The organism is Amycolatopsis sp. NPDC049253 (assembly GCF_040678995.1).
Taxonomy (GTDB): domain Bacteria; phylum Actinomycetota; class Actinomycetes; order Mycobacteriales; family Pseudonocardiaceae; genus Amycolatopsis.
On sequence record NZ_JBFAQX010000002.1, the window covers coordinates 13,183 to 36,170 of the forward strand.

The following is a 22,988-nucleotide window of genomic DNA, read 5'->3' on the forward strand; positions in this document are numbered from 1 at the left end:
CTGAATGGCGCAACTATTTCGCGCATGTCCGGACCCGGGGCGCTTCGGAACGAGTAAGCCGCCCGGGTCCGAAGAACCAGCACCGCACCGAGGGTGTCTTTGTCCTGCCCGGAAAACGGGCGCGGGAACGACGAACAAGGAGAACGTGCATGCGATCCAGTCCGCGTTGGCGGAAGGTGGTGACGGGGTCGATGGCCACCGCGTTGGCGATCGCGGCGGTGACCTACACCGGGGCGAGCACGAGTGCGTACGCGGATGTCCAGGTGTTCACCGCCAGCTTGACCGCGGCCGACGGCAAGCAGTACTGGGTGCAGAACCACCTGGTGTCGAAGGAGCTCACCGCGAAGTCGGGCACGCCGAAGAAGTGGCTGCTCGTGTGGGCCGGTGACGAGAACATCGCCGACACCGCCGTGAAGGACGTCAAGAACCTGCCGGGCACGCTCGGCGGCGGGCTCAACAAGGTGAAGAACGCCTTGCCCGGCCCCGATTTCCTGGCCGTGATCGACGCGACGCAAGGCTCGCCGTCGTACGGCAAGGTGGTGAACACCGCGACGGTGGGCCCGCTCGTGGAGAACGAGCCGCACCACATGCAGTACGTGTGGCACAAGGGCGACACGATCTACGCGGGCGCGCTGTTCGCCGCGGCGACGTATGCGTTCGACGTGAGTTCCTTGCCTCAGCTGAAACTCAAGGGCGTGAGCCTGCCGACGCAGACGCTCGGCGGTTCGGTGCCCGACGCGTACTGGGTGCTCAAGGACGGCACGGCGTACGGCACCTACATGGGCGGGCCGGTCGTGCCCGGGCCGTACACCTACCAGGACGGCAGCACGCAGATCGGCAACGGGTTCGCCGGCAGCCCCGGCGAGGTCGTGCACTTCGACCAGAACGCGCAGGTCCTGTCGCAGAACCCGGCCGCGACACCGCAGGGCGACAACCCCAAGCTGTGCGACAACCTCCCGCAGCTCGGGAAACCGACGTGCGCCAACCCGCACGGCGTGCAGGCCCGCGAGGACCTCGACACGCTGGTCACCAGTGACTACGCCGAACCGCGCAACATCATCCTCGACCCGGTGAAGCAGCCGTCGCCGTACCTGCGGCGCCCGACCGTGCGCACGTGGGACATCTCCGACCGCAACCACCCGAAGCTCAAGGCGGTCTCCTACCTGCCGGACGGCCCGCGCGCCGACCCGGCCGACCCGCTGCACTGGGAAAGCCGGGCGGTCATGGAGACCACGGTGACGAACCTGCCGGGCCACAAGGGCGCGTTCGCACAGACCATGCAGGGCGGCGCGGTGTTCTACACCCCGGACATCACGGCGAAGGATCCGCATTGGATCGAGGTCTTCGACGACGGGGCCGCCAACAAGGCCATCTACCCCGGCAACGACGCCAACGGCGCCAGCTCCAACGGCGGCTGGATCCAGACCAGCCCCGACGACAAGTACCTCTACCGCGCGATCGTCGGGCGGCAGAAGGGCACGCTCGGCGCGGACGACCCCGGCACCACCGGAGGCGTCTACGTGCTCGACATCCAGAAGCTGGTCAACGCCGGCGACCGGATCGAGGACATCCAGGGCCGCGTGGACACGAAGGCCAAGGCACAGCAGGGCGGCGGCGGTGACCTGCCGACCGTCGTCGGCGCGGCGCCGATCAACCCCGGCACGCCGGGCGCCGGCCCGCACTGGGGCGCCTACGACAACCTCGCGCTCGGCAGCGACGGGTTCTACCACGAGACGACGCGGCCGCAGCACCTCGCGGTGTCGAACTACTTCGTCGCCCGGTCCGGTTTGGACGGTGACCACAAGGTCAACCTGCTGAACCTGGGCCCGGACGGGAAGATCTCCGTGGACCAGAACTTCCGCGACGAGTTCACCGGCCAGGTCGGGCTCAACTTCAACCGCAAGTCCTGGCCGCACGGCGACTTCGGCAACGCCAAGCCGCACTCGGAGCTGTTCGTGGCCGCGGACGCCGACGTCAAGTGACCCCTCCGGTGCCGGGCCGCTTCGGTGGCCCGGCACCGGACCTCCCCCGGAAGGTCCACGATGGATCACCACGACCTCACGGCCGCCACCGGTTCGTCCGGAGTGGACGCGCTGGCGCTCGTGCTGCGGCTCGCGTTGCTGCTCACCACCGCTTTCCTCGCCGGTGCGGGCCTGCTGGCCCCGCTGGCCGGCTCGCCCGGCCGACGCACCCGTACGGTCCTTTTCGGACTCGGCGGCGCGTCGGCGGCGCTGGCCCTCGGCTCGTTCTTCGCCGTGCCGATCAACCCGATCGCCTTGGCCGTGCACGTCGTGCTCGCGCTCGCCGTGCCGCTGCTGGCGAGCCCGCCGCGGTTCGGGCGGTGGGCGTCGGTCGCGCTCGTCGCGCTGGTGGTGCTCGAGACGTCGGCCGGCCGCTCGGGTCTCGGGTTCGCCGCGGACCTCGGGTACGTGGCGGGCGCCACCGTCTGGTTCGGCTTCGCCCTGCTCAGCGCTTCGCCCGACGATCAGTGGCGGGCCACGGCCATCCGGCCCGGGCCGCTGTCTCTGACACTCGGCGGACTCCTGGTGCTGGCCGGCGGCGTCGAGCTCACGCTGTCCGGCCCCGGGTTCGACCGGCGGCTCTACACGACGCTGTTCGGCCTCACGGTCCTGCTCGCCGTGCTGCTGCCGCTCGCGGTGACGGTGCTGGCCGTGGTGCTGCGGCGCGACACCGGCCGCACGTACCGGTTCGGCGCGGTCGGCGTGGCGCTCGCGTTCCTGGCGTGGGCCGCGCTCGCCGCGATCCCGGCCCCGCCCCCGCTGCCCGTGCCCGGGGTGCCGCTGCTCGACGACGCCGGCGGGTACCCGGTCCTGGTCAGCCCACAGCGCCCGGGCCACAACCTCGTCCACTTCCCTGCCAGCGCCGGGACCGATGTCTCGGTGACGGCCGCGGACGGCTCCGTCGTCCAGTCCGTCGCGCGGCCCGGCGCGGAGGGCACGTGGGCCGACGTCGTCCTGCCGGCCGGGCGCAGCGACCTGCGGATCCGCCGGGGTGACGCCACCACGGCCGTCGAAGTGGACGCCGGCACCGAGCCAGGCCCGGGCCTCACGGCCGACTCGCCGGAGTGCGCGTCCGCCGCGCTCGGCGGGCTCGTCGCGGGCCGCCGTGACGTGCTGACCTCGTGCCCGGCCGACGCACTGTCCCCTGAGGACAGTGGCGCGCTGGTGAAGCTGGTGGACTTCCTCGCCACCCGCAAACCCGCCGCGCTCACGCTCGTCGACGACGCGTCACCGCGCGGGCGGGCAGCGGCCCGGCTCGTGCGGGACACCGCCGCCCGCCACGACTTGGCCGTGCGGGCCGAACCCGGACCGGACACCGCGCTGGTCGTCGTGGCCGGCTGGGCCGGTGGCTACTCCGCGCTGAGGCAGGCCAAACAAGCCCAGCAGAGCCGCCCGACCTACCAGTACGGCCTGTACCTGGCGCCGTGGCTGCTCAACGCCCCGCTCGTGAACGCGGTCGCCAGTTCTTCGCTGCCCCTGCGTTTCGACCCGCGCGACCCGACGGCACTGGCCTACGCCGTCGCGGTCGGCGACGAGTTCGGCGGCGAGAGCCCGACCGTCGGCGGGTTCGCGCGGTGGCTCGGCCCCGCGGCGGTGACGGGCGAGGTGCAGATGTACGCCTCGGCGCAGGTCAACGTGATGCCGATGGACCCCGGGGAGCCCCACGCCCCCGGCATGGTGATGGACCGCGACTACGCCGGCCAGTGGGTCCCCGACGGGACCGTCGTGCCGATCTCCGCGGTCCTTCGCTGAACCCGCAGAAATCCCCCACTGCAAGGAGAAACCGCATGAAACGCCGGATCCTGCTCACCCTCGCCGCGGCCGCGCTGTTCACCGGCCTCGGCGCCGGTGTCGCCGACGCGGAACCCGCCGTCTGGGCGGTGCCCGGCGTCGACCTCGGCGGTGTGCTCGGCCCGCTCGGGCAGCCGGTCGACCTGCTCGCCCCCGTGTTCGGCCTGATCACCACCGTGTCCTGAAAAACCTCCTGCCGAAAGGAATCCCGATGAAGAAGACCCTCGTCCGCGCCACCGCGATCGCCGCGTTCACCGGCGCCGCCACGCTCGTCGCGTCCGGGCCGGCCCTGGCGGCCACCGGCGACACTCCCGGTGTGGTCGTCGTCGACGAGCCCGACACGAGCGGCCTGAACAACATCTGGACGTTCGCCCCGCTCGGCGTCCCGCCGCTCGGCCTCGTGCAGTCGCTCGGCGGCGTGCCGGGCAAGCTGCTGCCCTCCTGGGGCTGATCCCCGCGGCCACGGCGGCCCGCCGCCGCCGTGGCCGGTCCCCCTCGACCCCCTGGAGTTCTCATGTCCGTGAAGAAGCCCCTGCCGGCGGGCCAGTTCCTGCTGTCGTCGCCGACGTCGTGCGAGGCACCCCGGCCCGCGCCCGAGGAGCCGATGCGCGTGGTGCCGCTGGCCGTCGCCGCCGTGCTCGGTGTCGCGCTGAGCTGCTACGTCTGGGCGACCTACGGCGGCAAGTACGGCATCCTGCTCGTGCTGGGCCTCGCGCTCGGCGTCGCGTTGTTCCACTCCCGCTTCGGGTTCACCTCGGCCTGGCGGCAGCTCATCGCCGTCGGCAACGGTTCCGGCCTGCGGGCCCACGCGCTGCTGCTCGGCACCGCCACCACGCTCATCGCCCTCATCGCGGGCACCGGCGCCGGGTTGTTCGGCGCCACGCCGAAGCTCACCGCGGGGCCGATCGGCCTGCCGCTGTTCGTCGGTGCGGCGGTGTTCGCGATCGGCATGCAGCTGGGCGGCGCGTGCGCGTCCGGCACGCTGTTCGCCGTCGGCGCGGGCCAGTCGACGATCGTGCTCACCCTCGGCGGGTTCGTCGCGGGCTCGGTGCTCTACAGCTGGGCCTACCCGGTGTTCACCGGCTGGCCGCAGGTCTCCGGGTTCCTGCTCGCCGACCACGTCGGCTGGGCCGGTTCGTGGGCGATCACGCTGGCCGCGCTCGCCCTGGTCGTGGTGGTGACGCGGCTCGTGCAGGCCCGCCGCACGCCTCCGCCGGTCGAGCCCGTCCCGACCGCGCACGGCTTCGCGCGCGTGCTGCGGGGTTCGTGGCCGCTGCTCGTCGGGGCCTTCGTGCTCGGTGTCCTCGCGGCGGCGGTCGTCCTCGTGTCGGGCTCGACGTGGGGCGTCACGTTCGCGTTCACGCTGTGGGGCGCGAAGCTGCTGCAGCTCGTCGGCCTGCACCCGGAGACGTGGGAGTTCTGGCAGACGAGCACCAACGCCAAGGCGCTGGCCGGCCCGATCTGGACGGACAAGACCAGCCTCACCGACCTCGGCATCATCCTGGGTGCCGCCGTCGCGGCCTCGGCGGCCGGGACGTGGAAGATCCGGGCGGAGATCCCGTGGCGCACCGCGGCGGCGGCCGTGCTCGGCGGCGTCCTGATGGGCATCGGCGCGCGGCTCGCCGGCGGGTGCAACATCGGCGCGTACCTCGCCGGCATCTCCACCGGCAGCCTGCACGGCTGGCTGTGGGGCCTGTTCGCCCTCGGCGGCACCTGGGTCGGGCTGCGGCTGCGGCCGTTGTTCGGGCTGGCCAACCCTCGGCCGAGCGACAGCATCTGCTGACCAGGTGGTGGGACACCTTGTCGAGGCCGGAGTGACCTTCCTATAGTGCGTCAGACGTCTGACGTCTTTGGGAGGCTCATGGTGACGAAAGATCTGCGGTCGTTTCTCGCGGAGGTGGTCTCGACCGGTGCGGGCGAGGTCAAGCACGTGTCGAAGCAGGTGGACCCGCGGTTCGGTGTCACCGCTTACGGAGCGTGGTACGACAAGCGCGGCGACTACCCCGCGTTGCTGTTCAGCGACGTCGCCGGCAGCGAACTGCGGTGCCTGACCAACCTCGTCGCGACGCACGAGCGGATGGCGCTGGCCCTCGGGGTCGAGGCCGAGACGCTCGTACGCTCGTCGGTCGCGGGCCAGGGCCGGGCCGCGCACCCGCCGGTGGAGTTCGAGGGCGCGGCACCGGTGCAGGAGGTGGTGTGGCGCGGTGAGGACGCCGACCTCACCCGCCTGCCGATCCCCACGCACAACGAGCTCGACGGCGGCCCGTTCCTCACCGCCGCCGTCGGCGTGACGCGCGACCCGGAGTCGGGCGCGATCAACGCCGGGATCTACCGCCACCACATCTACGGTCCGCGGCGTCTCGGTGTGTGGTTCTTCGGCTCCCACGACGGCGGCACCATCCACCGTCGCTACGCCGAGCGCGGCGAGCCGACGCCGATCGCGCTGGTGATCGGGCACCACCCGGCGTTCCTCATGGGCGCGGTGTCGCGGGTGCCCGGCATCGGCGGCGAGTACGACGCCGCCGGCGCCTACCTGGGCGAATCGGTCGAAACGGTGCCGACGGTGACCTCCGGCATCCCGGTGCCCGCGCACGCCGAGATCGTCATCGAGGGCCACATCCTGCCCGACGAGCTCGAGGAGGAAGGCCCGTTCGCCGAATGGCCCGGCCACTACGTCGGCGGCGGTCGCAAGCCCGTCATCGAGGTCGACGCCATCACCATGCGCCGCGACGCGATCTTCCAGGACATCCAGGCCTCCGGCCGTGAACACCGGCTGATGGGCGCGCTGCCGCGGATCGCGAGCATCCACGAGGCCGTGCAGCAGAAGGTGCCGGGCCTGCGCGCGGTCAACATCCCGCTGCACGCGCGCATGCACTGCTACCTGTCGATCCGCAAGAACTCCGACACCGACCCCACGCGGGCCGCCTTCGCCGCCCTCAACACCGAGCCGGAGAACCTGCGCGCCATCGTCATCGTCGACGACGACATCGACGTCTACGACGAACGCGAAGTCGCCTGGGCCATCGGCACCCGCTTCGACGCGTCGCAGGACCTGCAGATCATCCCGCGCTGGAACGGCCCGGGCGGCCTGCTCCCCACCAACTGGTCCTACGACGAGGCCGGCGGCCGCACCCCGCAGCGCTCCTCCGCCGTGATCGTCGACGCCACCAAACCCGCCCCGCCGGTCGTCTTCCCGGCCCGCGCGCGCGTCCCGGAGGCGGCCATGGAGGCGGTGGACGTGGACGCCATCGAGACGATCACGTCCGTGGGCGACCTGCCCGGCTGGGCGTGATCGTCTGTCCGTTGAGGACAGACCGTCACACCTGGACCAGGCGGCGGAGTTCGGCGGTCACCGCGGGGCCGAGCCGGGGCTCCAGCTCGGCCAGCAGCTCGGCGATCCGGGCGGCCAGGTCCGGCGACGGCCGGGTGAACGCGCTGGAGCCGTCCTGGCGCCAGTCGTCCAGGTCGCGGCGGGCTTCGTCGGCCAAGGGTTCGCCCGGCACGCTGAGCAGCCACAGGTCGGTGGCGAGGCGGGACCAGCGGCTCGACCCACGCAGCACAGTGAGCGCTCCGCGGCGGACGTGGACCGGCCGGGCCGGTGCCGCCAGGCCGAGCAGGAACGGGCGGTCCGCCGGGCCGAGGCGGCCGTCGAGCAGGGCGGCCGCCTCGCGGACCACTCCCGGTGAGGGGTCGGCGAGCAGCTCGCGGCCGTAGCGCACGGCCCGCGGGTCCGACGGGTTCGCCAGCAATCGGCGCAGACCGCGGACAGCCGCGACGCGGACGCGCGGCCGTTCGTCGACGAAGTGGGCCCGCAGCAGGTCGACGTCGTCGAGCGTCCCCGTCTCCCCGAGTCCGGCGACGGTCGCCCGCGTCACGGCACCCGACCGCAGCGCGTCCCGGTAGTACGCCGCCGGGTCGCCGCCGGCGTGCAGTACCAGGGCCTGCGCCATGGACCGCACCAGCGAGGAGCTCTCCGCCAGCCGTTCGCGGGCGGTCTCGGCGCCCAGCAACTGCAGCGCCCGCGCCCGCACCTTGGGGGCCCCGCCGTCGAGCAGCAGCTGCACGTACGGGGAGTCGCCGCGGTCGAGCAGGAGGTGGCCGGTGCGGGTGCGGATCACGTCGTCGTGGTCGTGCACCGCGATCGAGACCAGCCGCTCGTCGGACAGCAGCCCGGCGCGCACGGCCGTTTCGTGAACCATGCGGCGCGTGCGCAGATCGGCCGTCGCCAGCGCCAGGTCGAGGAGCTCGGGCGAGCGCAGCATCGGCTGGAGCAGGTGCTCGTCCACCCAGTCGTCCACGGCCCGGCGGCTCAGCACGACGACCAAAGGCAGCAGGGGTGCCAGGTCCGCCTGCGAGAACCGGTCGAGCACCGCAGCACGGGCGACCTCCCGCACCTGGCGCACCCAGTCGACGCAGCGCACCACCAGCAGGGGCAACGCTTCCGGGTCGCGGCTGCTCCGCAGCTGCCGCACAGCCGGCTCCCGGACATACCCGTCGGCGTCGCAGACCGCCTCGACGAGCTGCACGCGGCTCAGCCGACCCCACGGCAAGGCTCGCCGGCGGCCCTGCCCGTAATACCAGGACCAGCGCCGCTCGGCCTCGTCCAGCACCAGCCACCCGCGCGAGTCGCCGGCGGCGAGTGCGTCCAGTTCTTCTTCCGTCGCCATCGTTCCCCCTCTCCGGCGCCATCGTGGCGCCCACGACAGGACGGCGCCACCGGATTTGGAGAGGGGTTACAGCCCGCCGAGACGTTCGGTGATGGCGGTGCTCAGGCGAAGAATCGCGGACGTCGAGTGCTTCAAGCGTTCGGAGTCCACAGTGGACTTAACCATGCTCACCGACAGCGCACCCACCGGCTGCCCGCCGCGTCCGGCGACGGCGGCGCCGACGCACATCATGCCCGGCGCGGTCTCCTCGTCGTCGACGGCGTAACCGTGGGCCCGGGTGTTCTCGATCTCCGCCATGAGCCGCGGCATCCGCGAAATGCTCTGCGGGGTCAGGGTTTCGAAACGGCCGTCGGCGTAGCGGGCGGCGATCTCGTCGTCGGTCAGCGACGCGAGCAGCGACTTGCCGCTCGCCGTGCAGTGGGCGGGCAGGCGCAGGCCGATCTCGTAGGACATCGCGAGCGTCCGCAGGCCCGGCCGGGTCTCGACGTAGACGACGTGCCGTCCGTCCAACAGCGACAGCACGATCGTGTCCTCCGGCAGCAGCCCCAGCTCCTGGTCGACACGCCGGAACTCCAGCACGAACCCCGACTTCGCGAGGTACGCGCGCCCGAGCGGCACGACCTTCCAGCCGAGCCGGTACTGCCCGGCCGGGGTGCGCGTGAGCAGGCCGGTGGCGACCAGCGTCGTGCACACGGCGAGGCAGCTGCTCTTGGGCGCGCCGATGGCCCGCGCGAGCTCGCTGAGCGGCAGCCCGTCGGGGGCGGCGGCGAGCGCGTCGAGCACATACGCGGCGCGGGCGACCGAGGGAACCGGCAGGCCCGCCGAGGAAGGCGAACTGGTCATCACGGGAGATTCTGTCATCGGCGCACCCGGCGGGCGAGGACGATCGCGGCGACGACGGCGGCCACGGCCGGAACGACGCGTTTCGCGACCGGGATGGCGACGGCCCGCAGGACCACGGTGTCCGCGTCGCGAGGGCGCGACGTGCCCTCCGGGCTCGGCCGCACACCGGCACCATTCACGACCGGAGCCGTGGCGACGGCCTCGGCCGCGGAGGTGGTGCGCACGGGTTCGTCGTCCGGCCAGTCCCCCGTCGCCAGATCGACGACCTCCGCCACCACGGGCTCGGTCTCGGCCACCGCTTCCCTGCCGGGCACCGCGGCGTTCGGCGCCGCCTCCGCCCGAGCCCGCGACCCGGACACCTCGTCCGCCAGCGCCCGCGCGAATTCGTCGACCAGCCGCCCCGTGACCTCGCCCAGCACGCCGCGCCCGAACTGCGCCAGCCGTCCCGTCAGCGCGAGGTCCGTGGCCAGGTCGACGCGGGTGCCTTCCGGGGCCGGCGCGAGCCGCAGCGTGACCGTCGCCGAAGCCGAACCTCGCCCCCGCACCTCACGTCCCGACGCCGCCACGACCACGACGCCAGCCGCCTCGTCCCGTTCGCGGAACCGCGCCAGGCCGGAGTACTCGGCGGCGATCGGCCCGACCTTGACGCGCAGGCCGCCGCGGACGTCGTCGCCGTCGACCTCGTCCAGGTGCACGCCGGGCATGCACGGCGCGACCCGCTCCGGATCGGTGAGCACGGCCCACGCCTGCGCGGGCGGCAGGCCGACGGTGAAGCTGTTCTCCAGTCGCACGAGCGCCCCTAGGCCGGGAACCGCATGTCGACGCGGGAGCCGGCCGAGGGCGCCCACCGGCTCGTGACGACCTTGCGGCGCGTGAAGAACCGGATGCCGTCCTCGCCGTACTGGCCCGAGTCGCCGAAGAGCGAGTGCTTCCAGCCACCGAACGGGAAGTACGGGATCGGCACCGGGATGGGCACGTTGAGCCCGACCATGCCGGCCTGCACGGTGTGCTGGAACTTCCGCGCCGCGACGCCGTCGCCGGTGAACAGCGAGACGCCGTTGCCGTACTCGCCGCCGTTGATCAGCGCGACGGCCTCGTCCAGGGAGTCGACGCGCAGCATCGACAGCACCGGGCCGAAGATCTCGTCGGTGTACACGGTCATGTCCGGGCGCACGTGGTCGAGCAGCGTCGGCGCGAGGAAGAACCCGTTCTCCCGCCCCGGAACGCGCACGTCGCGGCCGTCGACCACGAGGTCCGCGCCGGCGTCGGCCCCGGCCTGCACGTAGCCGCTCACGCGGCGCAGGTGGTCGGCGGTGACGAGCGGGCCCATGTCGGTGCCCTCGTCGCGACCGTCCGCGGTGGACAGCCGGCCGATGCGCTCGACCAGGCGCTCGCGCAGCGCGTCGCCGACCCCGCCGACGGCCACCGCGACCGAGATCGCCATGCAGCGCTCCCCCGCCGAGCCGTAGGCGGCGGAGACGAGGGCGTCGGCGGCCGCGTCGAGGTCGGCGTCGGGCAGCACCACGAGGTGGTTCTTCGCGCCGCCGAGGGCCTGCACCCGCTTGCCGTGCTTGGCCGCGGTCTCGTAGACGTGCCGGGCCACCGGCGTCGACCCGACGAAGCTCAGGGCGGCGACGTCCGGGTGGGCCAGCAGCGCGTCGACGGCCGGGGCACTGCCGTGCACGACGTTGAGCACGCCGGCGGGCAGCCCGGCCTCGAGCGCCAGCTCGGCCAGGCGGTTGGAGGCCGACGGGTCCTTCTCGCTCGGCTTGAGCACGAAGGCATTGCCGCACGCGACGGCGATCGGGAACATCCACATGGGAACCATCACGGGGAAGTTGAACGGCGTGATGCCCGCGACGACCCCGAGCGGCTGGCGGATCGAGTACGTGTCGACGCCGCGGGAGACGTTCTCGCTGAAGTCGCCCTTGAGCAGGTGCGGGATCCCGGCCGCGAACTTCGCGACGTCCAGGCCCGCGTTGACCTCCGCGCGGGCGTCGGCGAGTGTCTTGCCGTGTTCGCCGGTCACGAGCTCGGCCAGCTCGTCACGCGACCGCTCGACCAGCCGGATGAACTCCAGCAGAACCTGCTGGCGCACGCCGAGCGACTCGTCGGCCCAGGTGGCCTGCGCGTCGAGCGCGACCTTCACGGCCTGGTCCACTGCGCCGGCGTCGCCGAGCGCGACCCGGCCGGCGACGCTGCCCCGGGCGGGGTCGTGCACGTCGGCCCACGCGGGCGGTTCGTCCTGGACGAAAGCGCCGCCGACGAAATGCTGGATGGTGTTCACGAGTGTCCTTTCTCGACAGTCGAGCCGAGGTGCGGGAGAGCCGGTACGGGTGGGGTGTCGGGGGGTTCGGGCCAGCTGTGGCCGGCCGCTTCGTCGAGGGCCCGGACGACGCGTTCGGGGGTGATCGGCTCGTGCCACACCCGCGCGCGCAGCGCGGCGAGCGCGTCGTTCACGGCGTTGTGCACGGCCGCCGGTGCGCCGGCGGCCCCGGCCTCGCCGGCGCCTTTCACGCCCAGCATGGTGATCGGGCTCGGGGTTTCGAGGTGGGTGATGCGCACGTCCGGCAGCTCCGGGCCGGTCGGCATCAGGTAGTCGAGCAGGGTCGAGGTGAGCAGCTGGCCGCTCTCGTCGTAGTACAGCCGCTCGAACAACGCCCCGCCGATGCCCTGGGCGACGCCGCCGCGGATCTGCCCGTCCACGATCTCCGGGTTGATGAGCACCCCGCAGTCCTCGACGCACGCGTAGTCGACGAGGTGCACGAGCCCGCTGTCCTCTTCGACCTCGACGACCGCGGCGTGGGCGCCGTTGTTGAAGGTGACGTTGGGGCCGCTGTACTCCCCCACGACCGACAGCCCGATCCGCAGCTCCGGCGGCAGGCGGTGGGTGCGGAAGTGCGCGACCTCGGCGAGCTCGTCCACTCCCAGGTGGACGTTCGGTGCGCCCGCGACCCGGACCACGCCGTCGCCGATCTCGAGGTCGGCCGGGTCGACCTCCAGCAGGTGCCCGGCGATCGCGAGCAGCCGTTCCTTCACCTCACGGGCGGCCGACGCGGCGGCACCGCTGCTGACCACGGCCGAACGGCTGGCCCACACGCCCGTGCCGTGCGGCACCACCGCCGTGTCGCCGCTGACCACGCTGATCCGGTCGAACGACACCCCGAGGTGGTCGGCCACGACCTGCGCGGCGGTCGTCTGCAGGCCCTGGCCCTGGCCGGGCGTGCCGAGCAGCACGGTGACCGACCCGTCGGCCTCCACGCGCACCTCGACCTGGTCGTGGGCGGTGATCGGGGCGCCGCGCTTGCCGTAGAACATCACGCCAGGCGCGGTGACCTCGACGAAACACGCGAGCCCGACGCCCAGCAGGCGCCCGCGTTCGCGCGCCTCGGCCTTGCGCTTGTCGAGGTCCGGCCCGGCGGGGAGCATGGCGACCAGTTTCTCCAGCGACTCCTGGTGCGAGCCGCTGTCGTAGACCTGACCGGTCACGGAGGTGTAGGGCAGCTCTTCGGGCGCGATCAGGTTGCGGCGCCGCAGTTCCGCCGGGTCGAGCCCGAGCCGGCGCGCGGTCTCGTCGAGCAGCGTCTCCATCGCGAGGATGGCGACGGGGTGCCCGACCCCGCGGTACACCGCCAGCGGCGCCTTGTTGGTGATGGCGACGCGCAGGTGCCCCGAGTAGACGGGGATCCGGTACGGGCCGGGCATGATCGTGGCGACCTGGATTCCTTCGGTGACCATGCTGCGCGGGTACACCGAGTAGGCGCCGCCGTCGCTCACGACCTCCGAACGCAGGCCGAGGATGCGCCCGTCGGCCGCGACGGCCAGCGCGGCGGACACCCGCTCGTCGCGCGCCTGCGTGTCCGACTGCAGCGATTCGACGCGGTCCTGGATCCACTTCACCGGGCGGCGCAGCAGGATGCTGGCCGCGCACGTGGCGACCTCGTCGGAGTACACGTGCGCCTTCATGCCGAACGCGCCGCCGACCTCGTCGGTGAGCACGCGGATGTTGCTCTCGCGCAGGCCGAGCAGCTCGGCGAACACCGACTGCAGCATGTGCGGCGCCTGCGTGGACAGCCGCACGGTGAGCGACTTCGCCGACGGGTCGAACTCGGCGACGACGCCGCGGGGCTCCAGCGCGACGGCCGTGTGGCGCGCGGTGCTGATGCCGGTCTCCACGACCACGGCGGCCTCGGCGAAGGCCGCTTCGACGTCGCCGGTGCCGAAAGTGCCTTCGAACGCGAGGTTGGACGGCAGCTCGTCGTGCACCTTCGCCGCCGACGGGTCGAGGGCGGCGATGGCGTCGACGACCGGGGCGAGCTCCTCGTAGTCGAGGGTGACCAGCTCCAGCGCGTCCTCCGCGACGGCGCGGCTTTCGGCCACGACCATCACCACGGGCTCGCCGACGTAGTGCATCTTGCCGGTGGCCAGGGGCCGCTGGTCGCCGCCGACCAGGCCCGGCCAGTCGAGCAGGCCCTTCCACGAACGGCACATCGGGTTGAAGTCGTCGGCGGTGAACACGGCGACCACGCCCGGCGCCTGCTTCGCGGCCTCGACGTCGATCGCGGTGATCAGCGCGTGCGCGACGGGGGCGCGGACGAACGCGGCGTGCAGGCAGCGGGCCGGGGTGACGTCGTCGGCGTAGCGGCCGCGCCCGAGCAGGATCTTCGGGTCCTCGACGCGCTTGACGCGGCGGCCGACCCAGCCTTCGGTGATGCTCACGCGCGCGCCTCCCGCACCTGCTCGGCGTATTCGGCGATCGCGGCCACGATCGGCGCGTACCCGGTGCAGCGGCACAGGTTCCCGGACAGCCGCTCGCGGATCTCGTCGCGGGACAGGTCCGGGTTCTCCTCGACGGCGGTGACGGCAGCCATCAGGAAGCCCGGCGTGCAAAACCCGCACTGCAGCGCCTGGTGCTCCCAGAACTTCTGCTGCAGCGGGTGCAGTACGTCCTCGGTGCCGGCGGTCTCGCCCAGCCCTTCGACGGTGTCCACTGTGGATCCCTGCGCCTGCACGGCGAGAGTGAGGCAGCTGCGCACCGCCCTGCCGTCGAGCCGGACGGTGCAGGCGCCGCAGACGCCGTGCTCGCAGCCGAGGTGCGTGCCGGTCAGGCCCAGGTCGTGGCGCAGGAAATCGGCGAGCGTGGTCCGCGGCGTGGTGCGCGCCGACTCGGGTTTCCCGTTCACCGTGAGGGACACCTGCGTCGGCTCGTGGGCGTCAAGCACGGGCACTCTCCACTTCGGACTGGCTGCGGGCGGCGGCTTCGGCGAGCGAGCGGGCGACCAGCCGGGTGCCCGCGCGGCGGCGGTAGGTCACGGAGCCGTGGATGTCGCCGACGACGTCGATGTCGTCGAACGCGTGCGCCGCGGCTTCGGCGAGCACGGCGTCGTCGAGGACCTCGCCGGTGAGGATCGCCTCGGCGGCGGTGGCGCGGCGCGGGGTGCCGGCGATGCCGAACAGCGCGATCCGCGCGTCGGTGCAGCGCCCGGCGGAGTCGGTGTCCAGCACGCAGATCACGCCGACGAGGGCGAAGTCGCCGCTGCGGCGCGTGATCTCGCGGACCGACCAGCCGGCCGTCGCGGGCAACAGCGGTAGCTCGGCACCTGCGACGACCTCACCGTCGTCGAGTGCGGTCAGGTAGGGCCCCAGGAAGAAGTCGCGCGCGGCGATCCGCCGCCGCCGCTCGGCGCCGGCGACGCGTACGGACCCGCCGAGCGCGAGCAGCAACGCGGGCAGCTCGGCCGCGGGGTCGGCGTGCGCGAGCGAACCGCACACGGTGCCGCGGTTGCGGATCTCGGGGTGCCCGACCTGCGCCAGGCTTTCGGCCACCAGCGGGTGGCGGCGGCGCGTCTCGGGGTCGGTCTCGAGCGCGCGCGTGGTGACCGCGGCCGACACGACGAGGCCGTCGGCATCGCGGAACGCGTGGCCCTGCAGGTCTTTCGCCGCGGTGATGTCCACGAGCACGCTCGGGTTCGCCATGCGCAGCGCCATGACCGGGAGGAGGCTCTGCCCACCGCCGAGCACCCGCGCGTCGGGCCCGTGCTCGGCCAGCACCGCCACCGCGTCGCCCAGCGATTCGGCCCGGTGGTAGCCGAAAGCAGGCAGTTTCACCGATTCGCCCCTCTTGCTCGTTCCGGCCAGTGTTCGAAATGCTGAACGCTGTTCGATTTCCAGAACGAGTCTCCGAAGACCCGGGACGGATGTCAAATCGGACGCGGCCGGCGCCGAGTCCCGCGACCCGTGCCGCCGACCGGAATCAGGGAACGGCCCGGCTCGCGGCTCGCCGTCGCGGCCACCTCGCCACCGGGCCGCGAGCCGGCGGCGGGGTCGCGTGCGCGCCGAGGTGGCACCGCTGCCCGAACCCGCCCCGCGTTGTTCCGAGACGGCGAGCCGCACGTCACCCGCCATGGCCGGCTCCAGCCCACCGCCGAACGCGAACCCGTCGACGGCCGCGATCACCGGCGTGCGCACGGCTCGGATCGTGTCGCTGTAGTCCTCACGGTTGCGGAAGGCCCACGGCGTGGCGCAGCGGTCCAGTTCACCGACGTCGCCGCCTGCACGGAACGCCTTGCCGCCAGCGCCGGTGAGGACGCCCGCGCGTCCGCGTCGAGCACCGGAGCGTGGGCGCCGCCGTCTCCGGCGTGATCGCGTTGCGCTTCGGCGGCCGGTTCACCGACGTCGTCTTGCCGCCCGCGCCTGTCAGCTCCGGTCAGCACGATCGCCCGCACGCCCGGGTCCAGCGCCGCGGCGTGGGCGCGCAGGAGCCGCCGCCTCCGGCATGATCGCGTTGCACTTCGGCGGCCGGTTCGGCGTCAGCACCGCGGCCCGGCCCGTGACCACACAGTCCACTTCGGACACACTTGCGCCGGGCCCGTTGCCGTGTCTAGGTTCTCCCTCGGCCCCGGTACGGGCCGCAGCATCCCCGCGAGGATCGAGGTCAGCCGTGCTCATCGTTCGTTTCCTTTCCCCGGGCGGAACCCACCCGGCCGTCGGCGTCCGCACCGCGGACACCGTCCTCGAGCTGCCGGTGGCGTCCATCGGCGAGCTGCTCGCCCTGCCGCTGCCCGAGCTGCGGGACCGGTGCGCCGGCGCGAACGGCCCGGCGCACGACGCGGCCGGCGTCCGGTTCCTGCCGCCCGTCGACCGGCGCACCGAGATCTGGGCGGCGGGCGTGACCTACCAGCGCTCACGCGAGGCGCGGATCACCGAAAGCGAGCGCGCCGCCGACGTCTACGACCTCGTGTACGAAGCCCCGCGGCCCGAGCTGTTCTTCAAGTCCGCCGCCTGGCGCGTGACCGGCGACGGCGAGTCCGTGGCGATCCGCTCCGACTCCGATATCGACGTGCCGGAGCCGGAGCTCGGGCTCGTCGTCAACTCCCGCGCCGAGGTCGTCGGCTACACGGTCGTCAACGACATGAGCTCGCGCAGCATCGAAGGCGTCAACCCGCTCTACCTCCCCCAGGCCAAGATCTACCTGGGCGGCTGCGCCGTCGGCCCCGGCATCCGGCCGGCCTGGGAGGTGGCCGACGCGACGAACCTCCCGATCGAGCTGGAGATCCACCGCGCCGGCGCCCTCGTGTGGTCCGGCGCCACCAGCACCTCGTTGCTGCGCCGCACGTTCGACGAGCTGGTGGAGTACCTCTTCCGCGCCGATGTGTTCCCCGACGGCGTGGTGCTCGCCACCGGCACCGCGCTCGTGCCGGACCTGCCCTTCACCCTCACCGCCGGTGACCGGGTCGCGATCACCGTCGGCGAGGTCGGCACCCTGACGAGCTCCGTGGTGTCCGGAAAGGACGAGGTGGCGAAGCTGCTCGAAGCCCGGTGACGTCGCCGATCACCACCTGGGACACGGAGTTGCCCGGCGCGTGCGGCTCGAAGTTGCCGACGCCGCCGGGGCGACAGCCCGACACCGAGACCGGCGTGGTGATCAACACCGACGGCGGGCGGCACCACTGTTGACAAGATTGTCGACGAGATTGTGACCGTCGTGCACACCTGATTCCCGGACCGCCCGGCCCGCCGCGCGGACGGGTGCGGGATCGCGCCCGCGCTGCCAGAGTGGATCATGACCGGACGAGAGGGGCTGAAGGGCATGAGCGACCACCGAGGCGCGGTGAACCGGTGGTGGCGCGCCAAACCAGCCGATCCGGGTGCTTCGGGTGCTTCGGGTGCTTCGGTGACACGACGGACCCGGCGACCGGCTCCGTTCGTCGTCGGGCTCCGCCGTACGTCCTCGGTGTGGTCGACCCGCCTCGACGAGGTGCTCGAGTTCAACGCGAGCCGCTGAGCCCTTCGGAAGAACGACTCCCGCGCGCCCGACCGGGGAGGGGACGGGCGCGCGGGTCCTTCGAAACCGGGGCGGGGTCCTGATCCGTCGGCGGACGAGCGCCTGCCGGCCCGTTGTCACGCATCCGGAACACCGGCCGAAACCGGCGGATTCCGCCGCAACGCGTCCAGCACGACCTGCACCGCCGCGCGCTGCGGTGAGCCCCGGCGGACGGCGGCGGTGATCGTCCGCGTCACCGGCGAAGCGAGCTCGCGTGTGGTCACGCGGTACCGGGGGTCGACGGCCAGGCCGGGCAGCAGCGTGATCGACAAGCCGGCCTCGACGTGCTGCAGGGCCAGCATGTAGTTGCTGAAACGGCACACCGCGCGTGGCTCGAAACCCGACTGCCGGCACAGCCGCAGTGTCAGGTTGGCCATGTAGGACTGCGGCAGGTCCAGCGACCACGCCTCGTCCGCGAACGCCGCCAGGTCGACGGCGCCGCGGCGGGTCGCGGGGTGCTCGGGCGGCATGACCAGCACGATCGGGTCGGTCGCGAGCGGCACGAGGTCCACGTCGGGGTCCAGCGGCTGCTCGACGAAGTCCGTGGTCGTGATGATGAGATCCGCGTCGCCCACGCGCAGCGCGGGCATGCTCTCGTGCGGTTCCAGCTGCAGCACCTCGACCTGCAGGTCCGGGTGCGCCGCGGCCAGCCGGGTCACCGCGGGGACCGCGAGCGTGTGGACGGCGCTCTGGAACGCGCCCAGCCGCACCAGGCCGGCGGGTTCGTCGCCGAGCCCGCGCAGCTCGGCCTCGACCGTGTCCATGTGGTCGAGGATCGCCCGGGCCCGGCGCGCGAGGATCAGCCCGGCCGGGGTCAGGCGGACGTGGCGGCCGGTGCGTTCGAGCAGCTTGGTGCGCGTTTCGGTCTCCAGCACGGCGAGTTGCTGCGACACGCTCGAAGCGCTCAGGTTCGACGCGCTCGCCACCGCGCGGATCGTGCCCAGGGTGTCGAGCCGGCTCAGCAGACGCAGGCGCCACGGGTTCAGCACCTCTTCATTGTGCGGCTCAGCCGAACAGAACGTCCGGAATGGTGAGCTGGACGTGTCGCTCGGCACGGACCTACCGTCGGGGCATGGCTGCTCCGACCACTGTCCCGCTGTCCGCCGACACGTTCTGGACCGACGCCGAAGCCCACCTCGTGCGCTACGGCGGCGCGTTCACCCGCGAGATCATCGAACGCGCCGCCGGCAGCTTCCTCTACACCGCCGACGGCCGGAAGATCCTCGACTTCACCTCCGGCCAGATGAGCGCGATCCTCGGCCACTCGCACCCCGAGATCGTCGAGACCGTGCGCCGCCAGATCGGGACGCTCGACCACCTGTTCAGCGGCATGCTGAGCCGCCCGGTCGTGGACCTCGCGCGGCGGCTGGCCGAGACACTGCCGGCGCCGCTGGAGAAGGCGCTGCTGCTGACCACCGGCGCCGAGTCGAACGAGGCCGCGATCCGCATGGCGAAGCTCGTGACGGGCCGGCACGAGATCGTGTCGTTCGCGCGTTCGTGGCACGGCATGACGCAGGCCGCCGCGTCCGCGACCTACAGCGCCGGCCGCAAGGGCTACGGCCCGGCGACACCCGGAAACTTCGCCATCCCCGCGCCCAACACCTACCGCCCCGACTTCACGCACGCTGACGGCACGCTGGACTGGCGCCGTCAGCTCGACTTCGCGTTCGACCTGATCGACGCGCAATCCGTCGGCAGCCTCGCCGCCTGCCTCGTGGAACCGATCCTCAGCTCCGGCGGGATCATCGAGCCGCCACCGGGGTATTTCGCGGCGCTGCGGGACAAGTGCCGCGAACGCGGGATGCTGCTGATCCTCGACGAAGCCCAGACCGGCCTGTGCCGCACCGGCACGTGGTACGCGTTCGAGCGTGACGGCGTCGTGCCGGACATCCTGACGGTGTCCAAGACGCTCGGCGCGGGCCTGCCGCTCGCGGCCGTGCTGACCAGCGCGGAGATCGAGCAGGAGGCCCACGCGCGCGGGTTCCTGTTCTTCACCACGCACGTCTCGGATCCGCTGGTCGCGGCCGTCGGCAACACCGTGCTCGACGTGCTGACCCGCGACCGGCTCGACGAACGCGCCCGCACGCTCGGCGCGTTCCTCCGCAGCGGGCTGGAGGAGATCGCCGGGCGCCACGAGGTCGTCGGCGACATCCGCGGCCGCGGCCTGCTGGCCGGGCTGGAGCTCGTGGTCGACCGATCGACGAAGGAAAGCTCGGACACGCTGGGCGCGCTCGTCACGCGGCGCTGCCTGGAACTGGGGCTGCACATGAACATCGTGCAGCTGCCGGGCATGGGCGGCGTCTTCCGGATCGCGCCGCCGCTGACGGCGACCGAGGAGGAGCTCTCGCTCGGACTGTCCATTCTGGACGACGCGATCGGCGACGCGCGAGCGGCGCGCTAGGGCCGCGTGAGTGCCGGCGCGCGGCCGGCACTCACGCCGTCCGTCCTAAGACCGCTGCTCCGGCGGCACGTACTCGAACGTCGGCCCCGCCGTGGTTTTCCCGTCGCCGGTGGGCATCTTCATGAGCGCCTGGGCCTGCGCCTTCAGCTGGAACATCACGCCGACGGTCGAGCCCAGCCCGCCCGGGTTGCCCGTGAACGCGTCTTCCAGCAGATAGAGCAGCAGACAGTAGGTGTTGTCGAACTCCCGCTGCGCCCGGCGGATCGGGCTGTCCCCGGGGTGGTCGGCCGTGCTGGGGTTGCGGCGCATCGGCAGCACGCCGTCGAAGTCGACCGTGATCTCCTCCCCCGTCGGGCCGCTCTGCGGGGTGTCGCCCTCGGCGTAGCGGCGGCCGTTCTTGAGCTCCTGGAAGCGGTAGAAGTGGGCGACCTCGTCGCGGTCGGGGTGGAAGACGTCGCGGTCGCCGTCCCACACCTCGGTGCGCGCGGCGCCTTCGCCCTGCTCCACGATCTCCGCGAGCGCGGCCAGCGCGGAATCCAGGTCGTGGACGGGAATCACGCGGCCGCCACCGCTACGGAGGTGCATCCCGCCGATCTGCCGCTTCGGGTCACCGGAGAAGACAGCTTCCTCCCCCAGCTCTTCGCACAGCGTCCCCAGGCCGGTCCGGACGGCGGCGTAGAACTGCCCGATCGTCCGGTACCCGTCGGCCTGCGGCGGTGCGTCGGCCGACTCGGGCTGCTCGATCCGCAGGAACAGCTCCAGCGCCTCCGCACCGAACGGCACGAGGTCGACCTGCACCGACGGGTCGCCGTGGGGCAGCGGGTGCGGGTACGCGGGCAGCAGCTCCGGTGTGTCGAGCTTGGGCTCGCCGCCCACGGCGTTGAGCAGGTTCGCCGCGAGCGCCAGGTGCAGCATCTCTTCGGCCAGCACGCTGCCGACGACCTGCGCGGCCTCGGCGTTGCGGCCGGGGTCCAGCGAATACAGCGCGCACAGGTACGGCGGGATCGTCGCGTGTTCGAGCTCGATCGCCCACTGCAGGTGGCGGCGGAGCTCCTCCACGCTGTCGATGTCGCGGGCGCCACTGGTGTCCATCATTGCCTCTCGTCTCGGCCGGTCGCGGGTTCGGTTCGCGAGGCAGGACAAGACAGCGAGCGGATCTGTGACAGCTTTCCCATCGGCTCCGGTGCCGAGTGGTCCGGGAGAGTCCGGTCACCACCGCCGGGTTTGCGGGGCCGCCGGTGTCGCCAGCGCCAGCACGAGGACTCCGACCGCCACGGCCAGCCACGGCAGTCCTCGCAGCGAGAACGCCCGCAGGGTGTGCGGACCGACTGCGTACAGCAAGGAGACGCCGACCTCGGGCAGCACCGTCACGGCGAACAGCTCCACGACGGCCAGCGCACTGCCGACGATCAACCACGTCCTCGCGGCAGGCCGGCTGCGCACCGCCCCGATCGCGCCGGCCGGCAGGAGCCCCGTCACGCCCAGATCAAGCACGACGGTCGTCCCGTCCGAGACGGCCGTCCGCGACGGCGATGATCCCGCAGATCGCCCCGATGAAGGCCGCGACACTGCAGACGATCGCCAGCACAGCGGTCGCCTCCGCGACGCCTCCTGCCGGGCTCCGCGGGGCGCTGCGCTGGACCGGCCCGGCCGGAAACTGCTGCCCGGGATACTGCGGATACGTCATGTCTCCCCTTTTCCTCGTTCCGGCATCGTGCGAGGGCGCGGTTCCCGCCCGCACGAGAACGTCTCGACTCCCACCGATCGGGGCCGTTGCCGCGCTCGTGGCTGTCGGCGCGCACGGCGCTGCGCTTCACGACGTCGCGCCCGCCGGTCGTGGACTACTGCTCGCTGGGCGCCGTGGCCCTGCTCGCCCACGCACCCGGCGACGCCGCCCGCGACAACACCGACGTGGCCGCCCTGACCTCCCTGGCCGCCGACGACCTGGACACGCCCGACGCCTACTGCGCCACGGGTTCCGTCCGCCGCGCCGCAGACCTGCTGCACCTGCACCACAGCAGCGTCGCCCGCCGCTTGGACCAGCTCGGCAAGACGCTCTGCTACAGCCTGGTCTCCCCCACAGGACCCGCGCGCGCCCAATTGGCCCTCACGGCGTGGCGGCTGCTGGAGGCCTGAGTTCAGTGCGAGACGAGGACGGTCTCGCCGTCGCAGCAGGAGATCACCACGCCGGCCACGCCGCTGATCCGGCCGCGGACCACGGCGCGCTTCAGGGTTGCCGTGTCGGGTGCCGTGCGCAGCATGAGCAAGGCCGGGAACTGCCAGTGACTCATACCCTGCACGATCCTGGCCAGCGCGGGGCCCGCGGACGCCACGGTGAACACGGCGCGCTCCAGATCGACGCTCACCGGCTCGTCGGGCACCTCGGGAACCGCCTCCACCGAGTACACGTACGGATCCCCGCCACGGCTCAGCCGGTCTTCCACCATCACCGCGGCGAAATCCTCCGCGGCCCGCAAGAACTCGGCGGCCGCGGGAAAGTCCGCGGTACGCCCGTGTCCCGCGCCGAGGTCGGTCACCAGCACACCCGGCGGCTGCAGCACGGCCCAGCGCGAGAAGGACGCGGCCGCGCGCTGAACCGCCGGCGGGGAACTCTCGAGAACCGACGCCAGCCAGCCCTCGACCCGGTCACCCAGGTAACCGGCGTCGGCCGCTTCCATCGTCATGCCCCGCAGCTTACGGCTCGGCAGCGGGTCGAGGCGCGGAAGATCGGGCCGTGGGCAAGGTCGGCGAAGTACCGTCTCGCGGCGCAAGCGGGCGTGGTGGCCGGCGATCGGGCTGATGGAGCGAGTAGCTGTTCCAGCCGCGCACAACCGGCGGGACCATTCGGTCCGGCCGGCCGGACTTCGGGCACGAGTACCACGAGCCCGAGCACGCGGACCAGCCGCCGCGTTGACCGGTGGGGCGTCCACTTCGGTCTGAAG

Annotated in this window: 23 protein-coding genes and 1 pseudogene; 11 read left to right on the forward strand and 13 right to left on the reverse strand. The window is 72.6% G+C overall.

Features of this window, described 5'->3' with window-relative positions:
• The first annotated feature begins 191 nt into the window (after positions 1-191).
• The 6 genes from AB0K15_RS04265 to AB0K15_RS04290 all read left to right on the forward strand — a co-directional run bounded on the left by AB0K15_RS04265 (position 192) and on the right by AB0K15_RS04290 (position 7,104).
• Positions 192-1,982: a hypothetical protein gene (locus AB0K15_RS04265; RefSeq protein ID WP_364045426.1), complete on the forward strand. Its 1,791-nt coding sequence runs from the start codon at positions 192-194 to the stop codon at positions 1,980-1,982.
• Positions 1,983-2,042: 60 nt separating this feature from the next.
• On the forward strand, positions 2,043-3,773 hold the full coding sequence (locus tag AB0K15_RS04270; protein ID WP_364045428.1) for a hypothetical protein: 1,731 nt from the start codon (positions 2,043-2,045) through the stop codon (positions 3,771-3,773).
• A gap of 35 nt (positions 3,774-3,808) precedes the next feature.
• A complete protein-coding gene (locus AB0K15_RS04275) occupies positions 3,809-3,997 on the forward strand; it encodes a hypothetical protein (RefSeq protein ID WP_364045430.1) in 189 nt (62 codons plus the stop codon).
• A 26-nt stretch (positions 3,998-4,023) separates the two neighbouring features.
• Positions 4,024-4,263, forward strand: a complete 240-nt coding sequence (locus AB0K15_RS04280; RefSeq protein WP_364045432.1) for a hypothetical protein — start codon at positions 4,024-4,026, stop codon at positions 4,261-4,263.
• Between the two features lie 63 nt (positions 4,264-4,326).
• Positions 4,327-5,595, forward strand: coding sequence for a YeeE/YedE family protein (locus tag AB0K15_RS04285; protein ID WP_364045434.1), 1,269 nt, complete (start codon positions 4,327-4,329; stop codon positions 5,593-5,595).
• A 78-nt stretch (positions 5,596-5,673) separates the two neighbouring features.
• Positions 5,674-7,104 (forward strand): UbiD family decarboxylase, encoded by a 1,431-nt coding sequence (locus AB0K15_RS04290; protein WP_364045436.1) that lies wholly within the window; start codon positions 5,674-5,676, stop codon positions 7,102-7,104.
• Positions 7,105-7,129: 25 nt separating this feature from the next.
• On the opposite strand, the gene AB0K15_RS04295 is transcribed toward AB0K15_RS04290, so the two are convergent.
• From AB0K15_RS04295 to AB0K15_RS04330, 8 genes and pseudogenes are all read right to left on the reverse strand, one after another.
• Entirely contained in the window at positions 7,130-8,479 is a 1,350-nt protein-coding gene (locus tag AB0K15_RS04295) for a HEAT repeat domain-containing protein (protein WP_364045437.1), read from the reverse strand.
• Positions 8,480-8,545: 66 nt separating this feature from the next.
• On the reverse strand, positions 8,546-9,322 hold the full coding sequence (locus AB0K15_RS04300; RefSeq protein WP_364045439.1) for an IclR family transcriptional regulator: 777 nt from the start codon (positions 9,320-9,322) through the stop codon (positions 8,546-8,548).
• 14 nt (positions 9,323-9,336) lie between these two features.
• Positions 9,337-10,113 carry an SRPBCC family protein gene (locus AB0K15_RS04305; protein ID WP_364045441.1) on the reverse strand — a complete coding sequence of 259 codons (777 nt, stop codon included), beginning with the start codon at positions 10,111-10,113 and terminating at the stop codon, positions 9,337-9,339.
• 8 nt (positions 10,114-10,121) lie between these two features.
• Entirely contained in the window at positions 10,122-11,600 is a 1,479-nt protein-coding gene (locus tag AB0K15_RS04310; RefSeq protein WP_364046654.1) for a CoA-acylating methylmalonate-semialdehyde dehydrogenase, read from the reverse strand.
• Positions 11,601-11,605: 5 nt separating this feature from the next.
• Positions 11,606-14,041, reverse strand: a complete 2,436-nt coding sequence (locus AB0K15_RS04315; RefSeq protein ID WP_364045443.1) for a xanthine dehydrogenase family protein molybdopterin-binding subunit — start codon at positions 14,039-14,041, stop codon at positions 11,606-11,608.
• Positions 14,038-14,544, reverse strand: coding sequence for a (2Fe-2S)-binding protein (locus AB0K15_RS04320; RefSeq protein WP_364045445.1), 507 nt, complete (start codon positions 14,542-14,544; stop codon positions 14,038-14,040). Before AB0K15_RS04320 ends, AB0K15_RS04315 begins: the two co-directional genes overlap by 4 nt.
• Positions 14,537-15,430: an FAD binding domain-containing protein gene (locus AB0K15_RS04325; RefSeq protein ID WP_364045446.1), complete on the reverse strand. Its 894-nt coding sequence runs from the start codon at positions 15,428-15,430 to the stop codon at positions 14,537-14,539. The genes AB0K15_RS04320 and AB0K15_RS04325 overlap by 8 nt, the downstream gene beginning before the upstream one ends.
• Positions 15,431-15,754: 324 nt before the next feature.
• A pseudogene (locus AB0K15_RS04330) lies at positions 15,755-15,859 on the reverse strand (hypothetical protein); the annotation flags it as partial.
• 80 nt (positions 15,860-15,939) lie between these two features.
• On the opposite strand from AB0K15_RS04330, the gene AB0K15_RS04335 reads away from it, so the two are divergent.
• From AB0K15_RS04335 to AB0K15_RS04345, 3 genes are all read left to right on the forward strand, one after another.
• Complete coding sequence (locus AB0K15_RS04335; RefSeq protein ID WP_364045448.1) at positions 15,940-16,101, forward strand: hypothetical protein; 162 nt, start codon at positions 15,940-15,942, stop codon at positions 16,099-16,101.
• Between the two features lie 161 nt (positions 16,102-16,262).
• A complete protein-coding gene (locus AB0K15_RS04340) occupies positions 16,263-17,144 on the forward strand; it encodes a fumarylacetoacetate hydrolase family protein (protein WP_364045450.1) in 882 nt (293 codons plus the stop codon).
• Positions 17,141-17,278, forward strand: a complete 138-nt coding sequence (locus AB0K15_RS04345) for a hypothetical protein (protein ID WP_364045452.1) — start codon at positions 17,141-17,143, stop codon at positions 17,276-17,278. The genes AB0K15_RS04340 and AB0K15_RS04345 overlap by 4 nt, the downstream gene beginning before the upstream one ends.
• Before the next feature lie 444 nt (positions 17,279-17,722).
• On the opposite strand, the gene AB0K15_RS04350 is transcribed toward AB0K15_RS04345, so the two are convergent.
• A complete protein-coding gene (locus AB0K15_RS04350; RefSeq protein WP_364045454.1) occupies positions 17,723-18,634 on the reverse strand; it encodes a LysR substrate-binding domain-containing protein in 912 nt (303 codons plus the stop codon).
• Positions 18,635-18,717: 83 nt separating this feature from the next.
• Here AB0K15_RS04350 and AB0K15_RS04355 point away from each other — a divergent pair, with 83 nt between their 5' ends.
• Entirely contained in the window at positions 18,718-20,046 is a 1,329-nt protein-coding gene (locus tag AB0K15_RS04355) for an aspartate aminotransferase family protein (RefSeq protein ID WP_364045456.1), read from the forward strand.
• Between the two features lie 45 nt (positions 20,047-20,091).
• On the opposite strand, the gene AB0K15_RS04360 is transcribed toward AB0K15_RS04355, so the two are convergent.
• The 3 genes from AB0K15_RS04360 to AB0K15_RS04370 all read right to left on the reverse strand — a co-directional run bounded on the left by AB0K15_RS04360 (position 20,092) and on the right by AB0K15_RS04370 (position 21,733).
• Positions 20,092-21,138, reverse strand: coding sequence for a ferritin-like protein (locus AB0K15_RS04360; protein WP_364045458.1), 1,047 nt, complete (start codon positions 21,136-21,138; stop codon positions 20,092-20,094).
• A 117-nt stretch (positions 21,139-21,255) separates the two neighbouring features.
• Complete coding sequence (locus tag AB0K15_RS04365) at positions 21,256-21,525, reverse strand: hypothetical protein (protein WP_364045460.1); 270 nt, start codon at positions 21,523-21,525, stop codon at positions 21,256-21,258.
• Positions 21,526-21,532: 7 nt separating this feature from the next.
• Positions 21,533-21,733: a hypothetical protein gene (locus AB0K15_RS04370; RefSeq protein WP_364045462.1), complete on the reverse strand. Its 201-nt coding sequence runs from the start codon at positions 21,731-21,733 to the stop codon at positions 21,533-21,535.
• Positions 21,734-21,819: 86 nt separating this feature from the next.
• Between AB0K15_RS04370 and AB0K15_RS04375 the strand changes: the two genes are divergently transcribed.
• Positions 21,820-22,182, forward strand: coding sequence for a helix-turn-helix domain-containing protein (locus tag AB0K15_RS04375; protein ID WP_364045464.1), 363 nt, complete (start codon positions 21,820-21,822; stop codon positions 22,180-22,182).
• Between the two features lie 2 nt (positions 22,183-22,184).
• Here AB0K15_RS04375 and AB0K15_RS04380 read toward each other — a convergent pair whose 3' ends face one another.
• Positions 22,185-22,730, reverse strand: coding sequence for a hypothetical protein (locus AB0K15_RS04380; protein WP_364045465.1), 546 nt, complete (start codon positions 22,728-22,730; stop codon positions 22,185-22,187).
• Positions 22,731-22,988: the final 258 nt, after the last annotated feature.

Bases quoted from the DNA above. Each gene is read 5' to 3' on its own strand.
- AB0K15_RS04280 (WP_364045432.1), top strand. From the start codon at position 4,024: ATGAAGAAGACCCTCGTCCGCGCCACCGCGATCGCCGCGTTCACCGGC.
- AB0K15_RS04355 (WP_364045456.1), top strand. From the start codon at position 18,718: ATGGCTGCTCCGACCACTGTCCCGCTGTCCGCCGACACGTTCTGGACC.
- AB0K15_RS04360 (WP_364045458.1), bottom strand. From the start codon at position 21,138: ATGGACACCAGTGGCGCCCGCGACATCGACAGCGTGGAGGAGCTCCGC.
- AB0K15_RS04380 (WP_364045465.1), bottom strand. From the start codon at position 22,730: ATGACGATGGAAGCGGCCGACGCCGGTTACCTGGGTGACCGGGTCGAG.
- AB0K15_RS04370 (WP_364045462.1), bottom strand. From the start codon at position 21,733: ATGACGTATCCGCAGTATCCCGGGCAGCAGTTTCCGGCCGGGCCGGTC.
- AB0K15_RS04265 (WP_364045426.1), top strand. From the start codon at position 192: ATGGCCACCGCGTTGGCGATCGCGGCGGTGACCTACACCGGGGCGAGC.
- AB0K15_RS04295 (WP_364045437.1), bottom strand. From the start codon at position 8,479: ATGGCGACGGAAGAAGAACTGGACGCACTCGCCGCCGGCGACTCGCGC.
- AB0K15_RS04300 (WP_364045439.1), bottom strand. From the start codon at position 9,322: ATGACCAGTTCGCCTTCCTCGGCGGGCCTGCCGGTTCCCTCGGTCGCC.
- AB0K15_RS04270 (WP_364045428.1), top strand. From the start codon at position 2,043: ATGGATCACCACGACCTCACGGCCGCCACCGGTTCGTCCGGAGTGGAC.
- AB0K15_RS04275 (WP_364045430.1), top strand. From the start codon at position 3,809: ATGAAACGCCGGATCCTGCTCACCCTCGCCGCGGCCGCGCTGTTCACC.
- AB0K15_RS04290 (WP_364045436.1), top strand. From the start codon at position 5,674: ATGGTGACGAAAGATCTGCGGTCGTTTCTCGCGGAGGTGGTCTCGACC.
- AB0K15_RS04285 (WP_364045434.1), top strand. From the start codon at position 4,327: ATGTCCGTGAAGAAGCCCCTGCCGGCGGGCCAGTTCCTGCTGTCGTCG.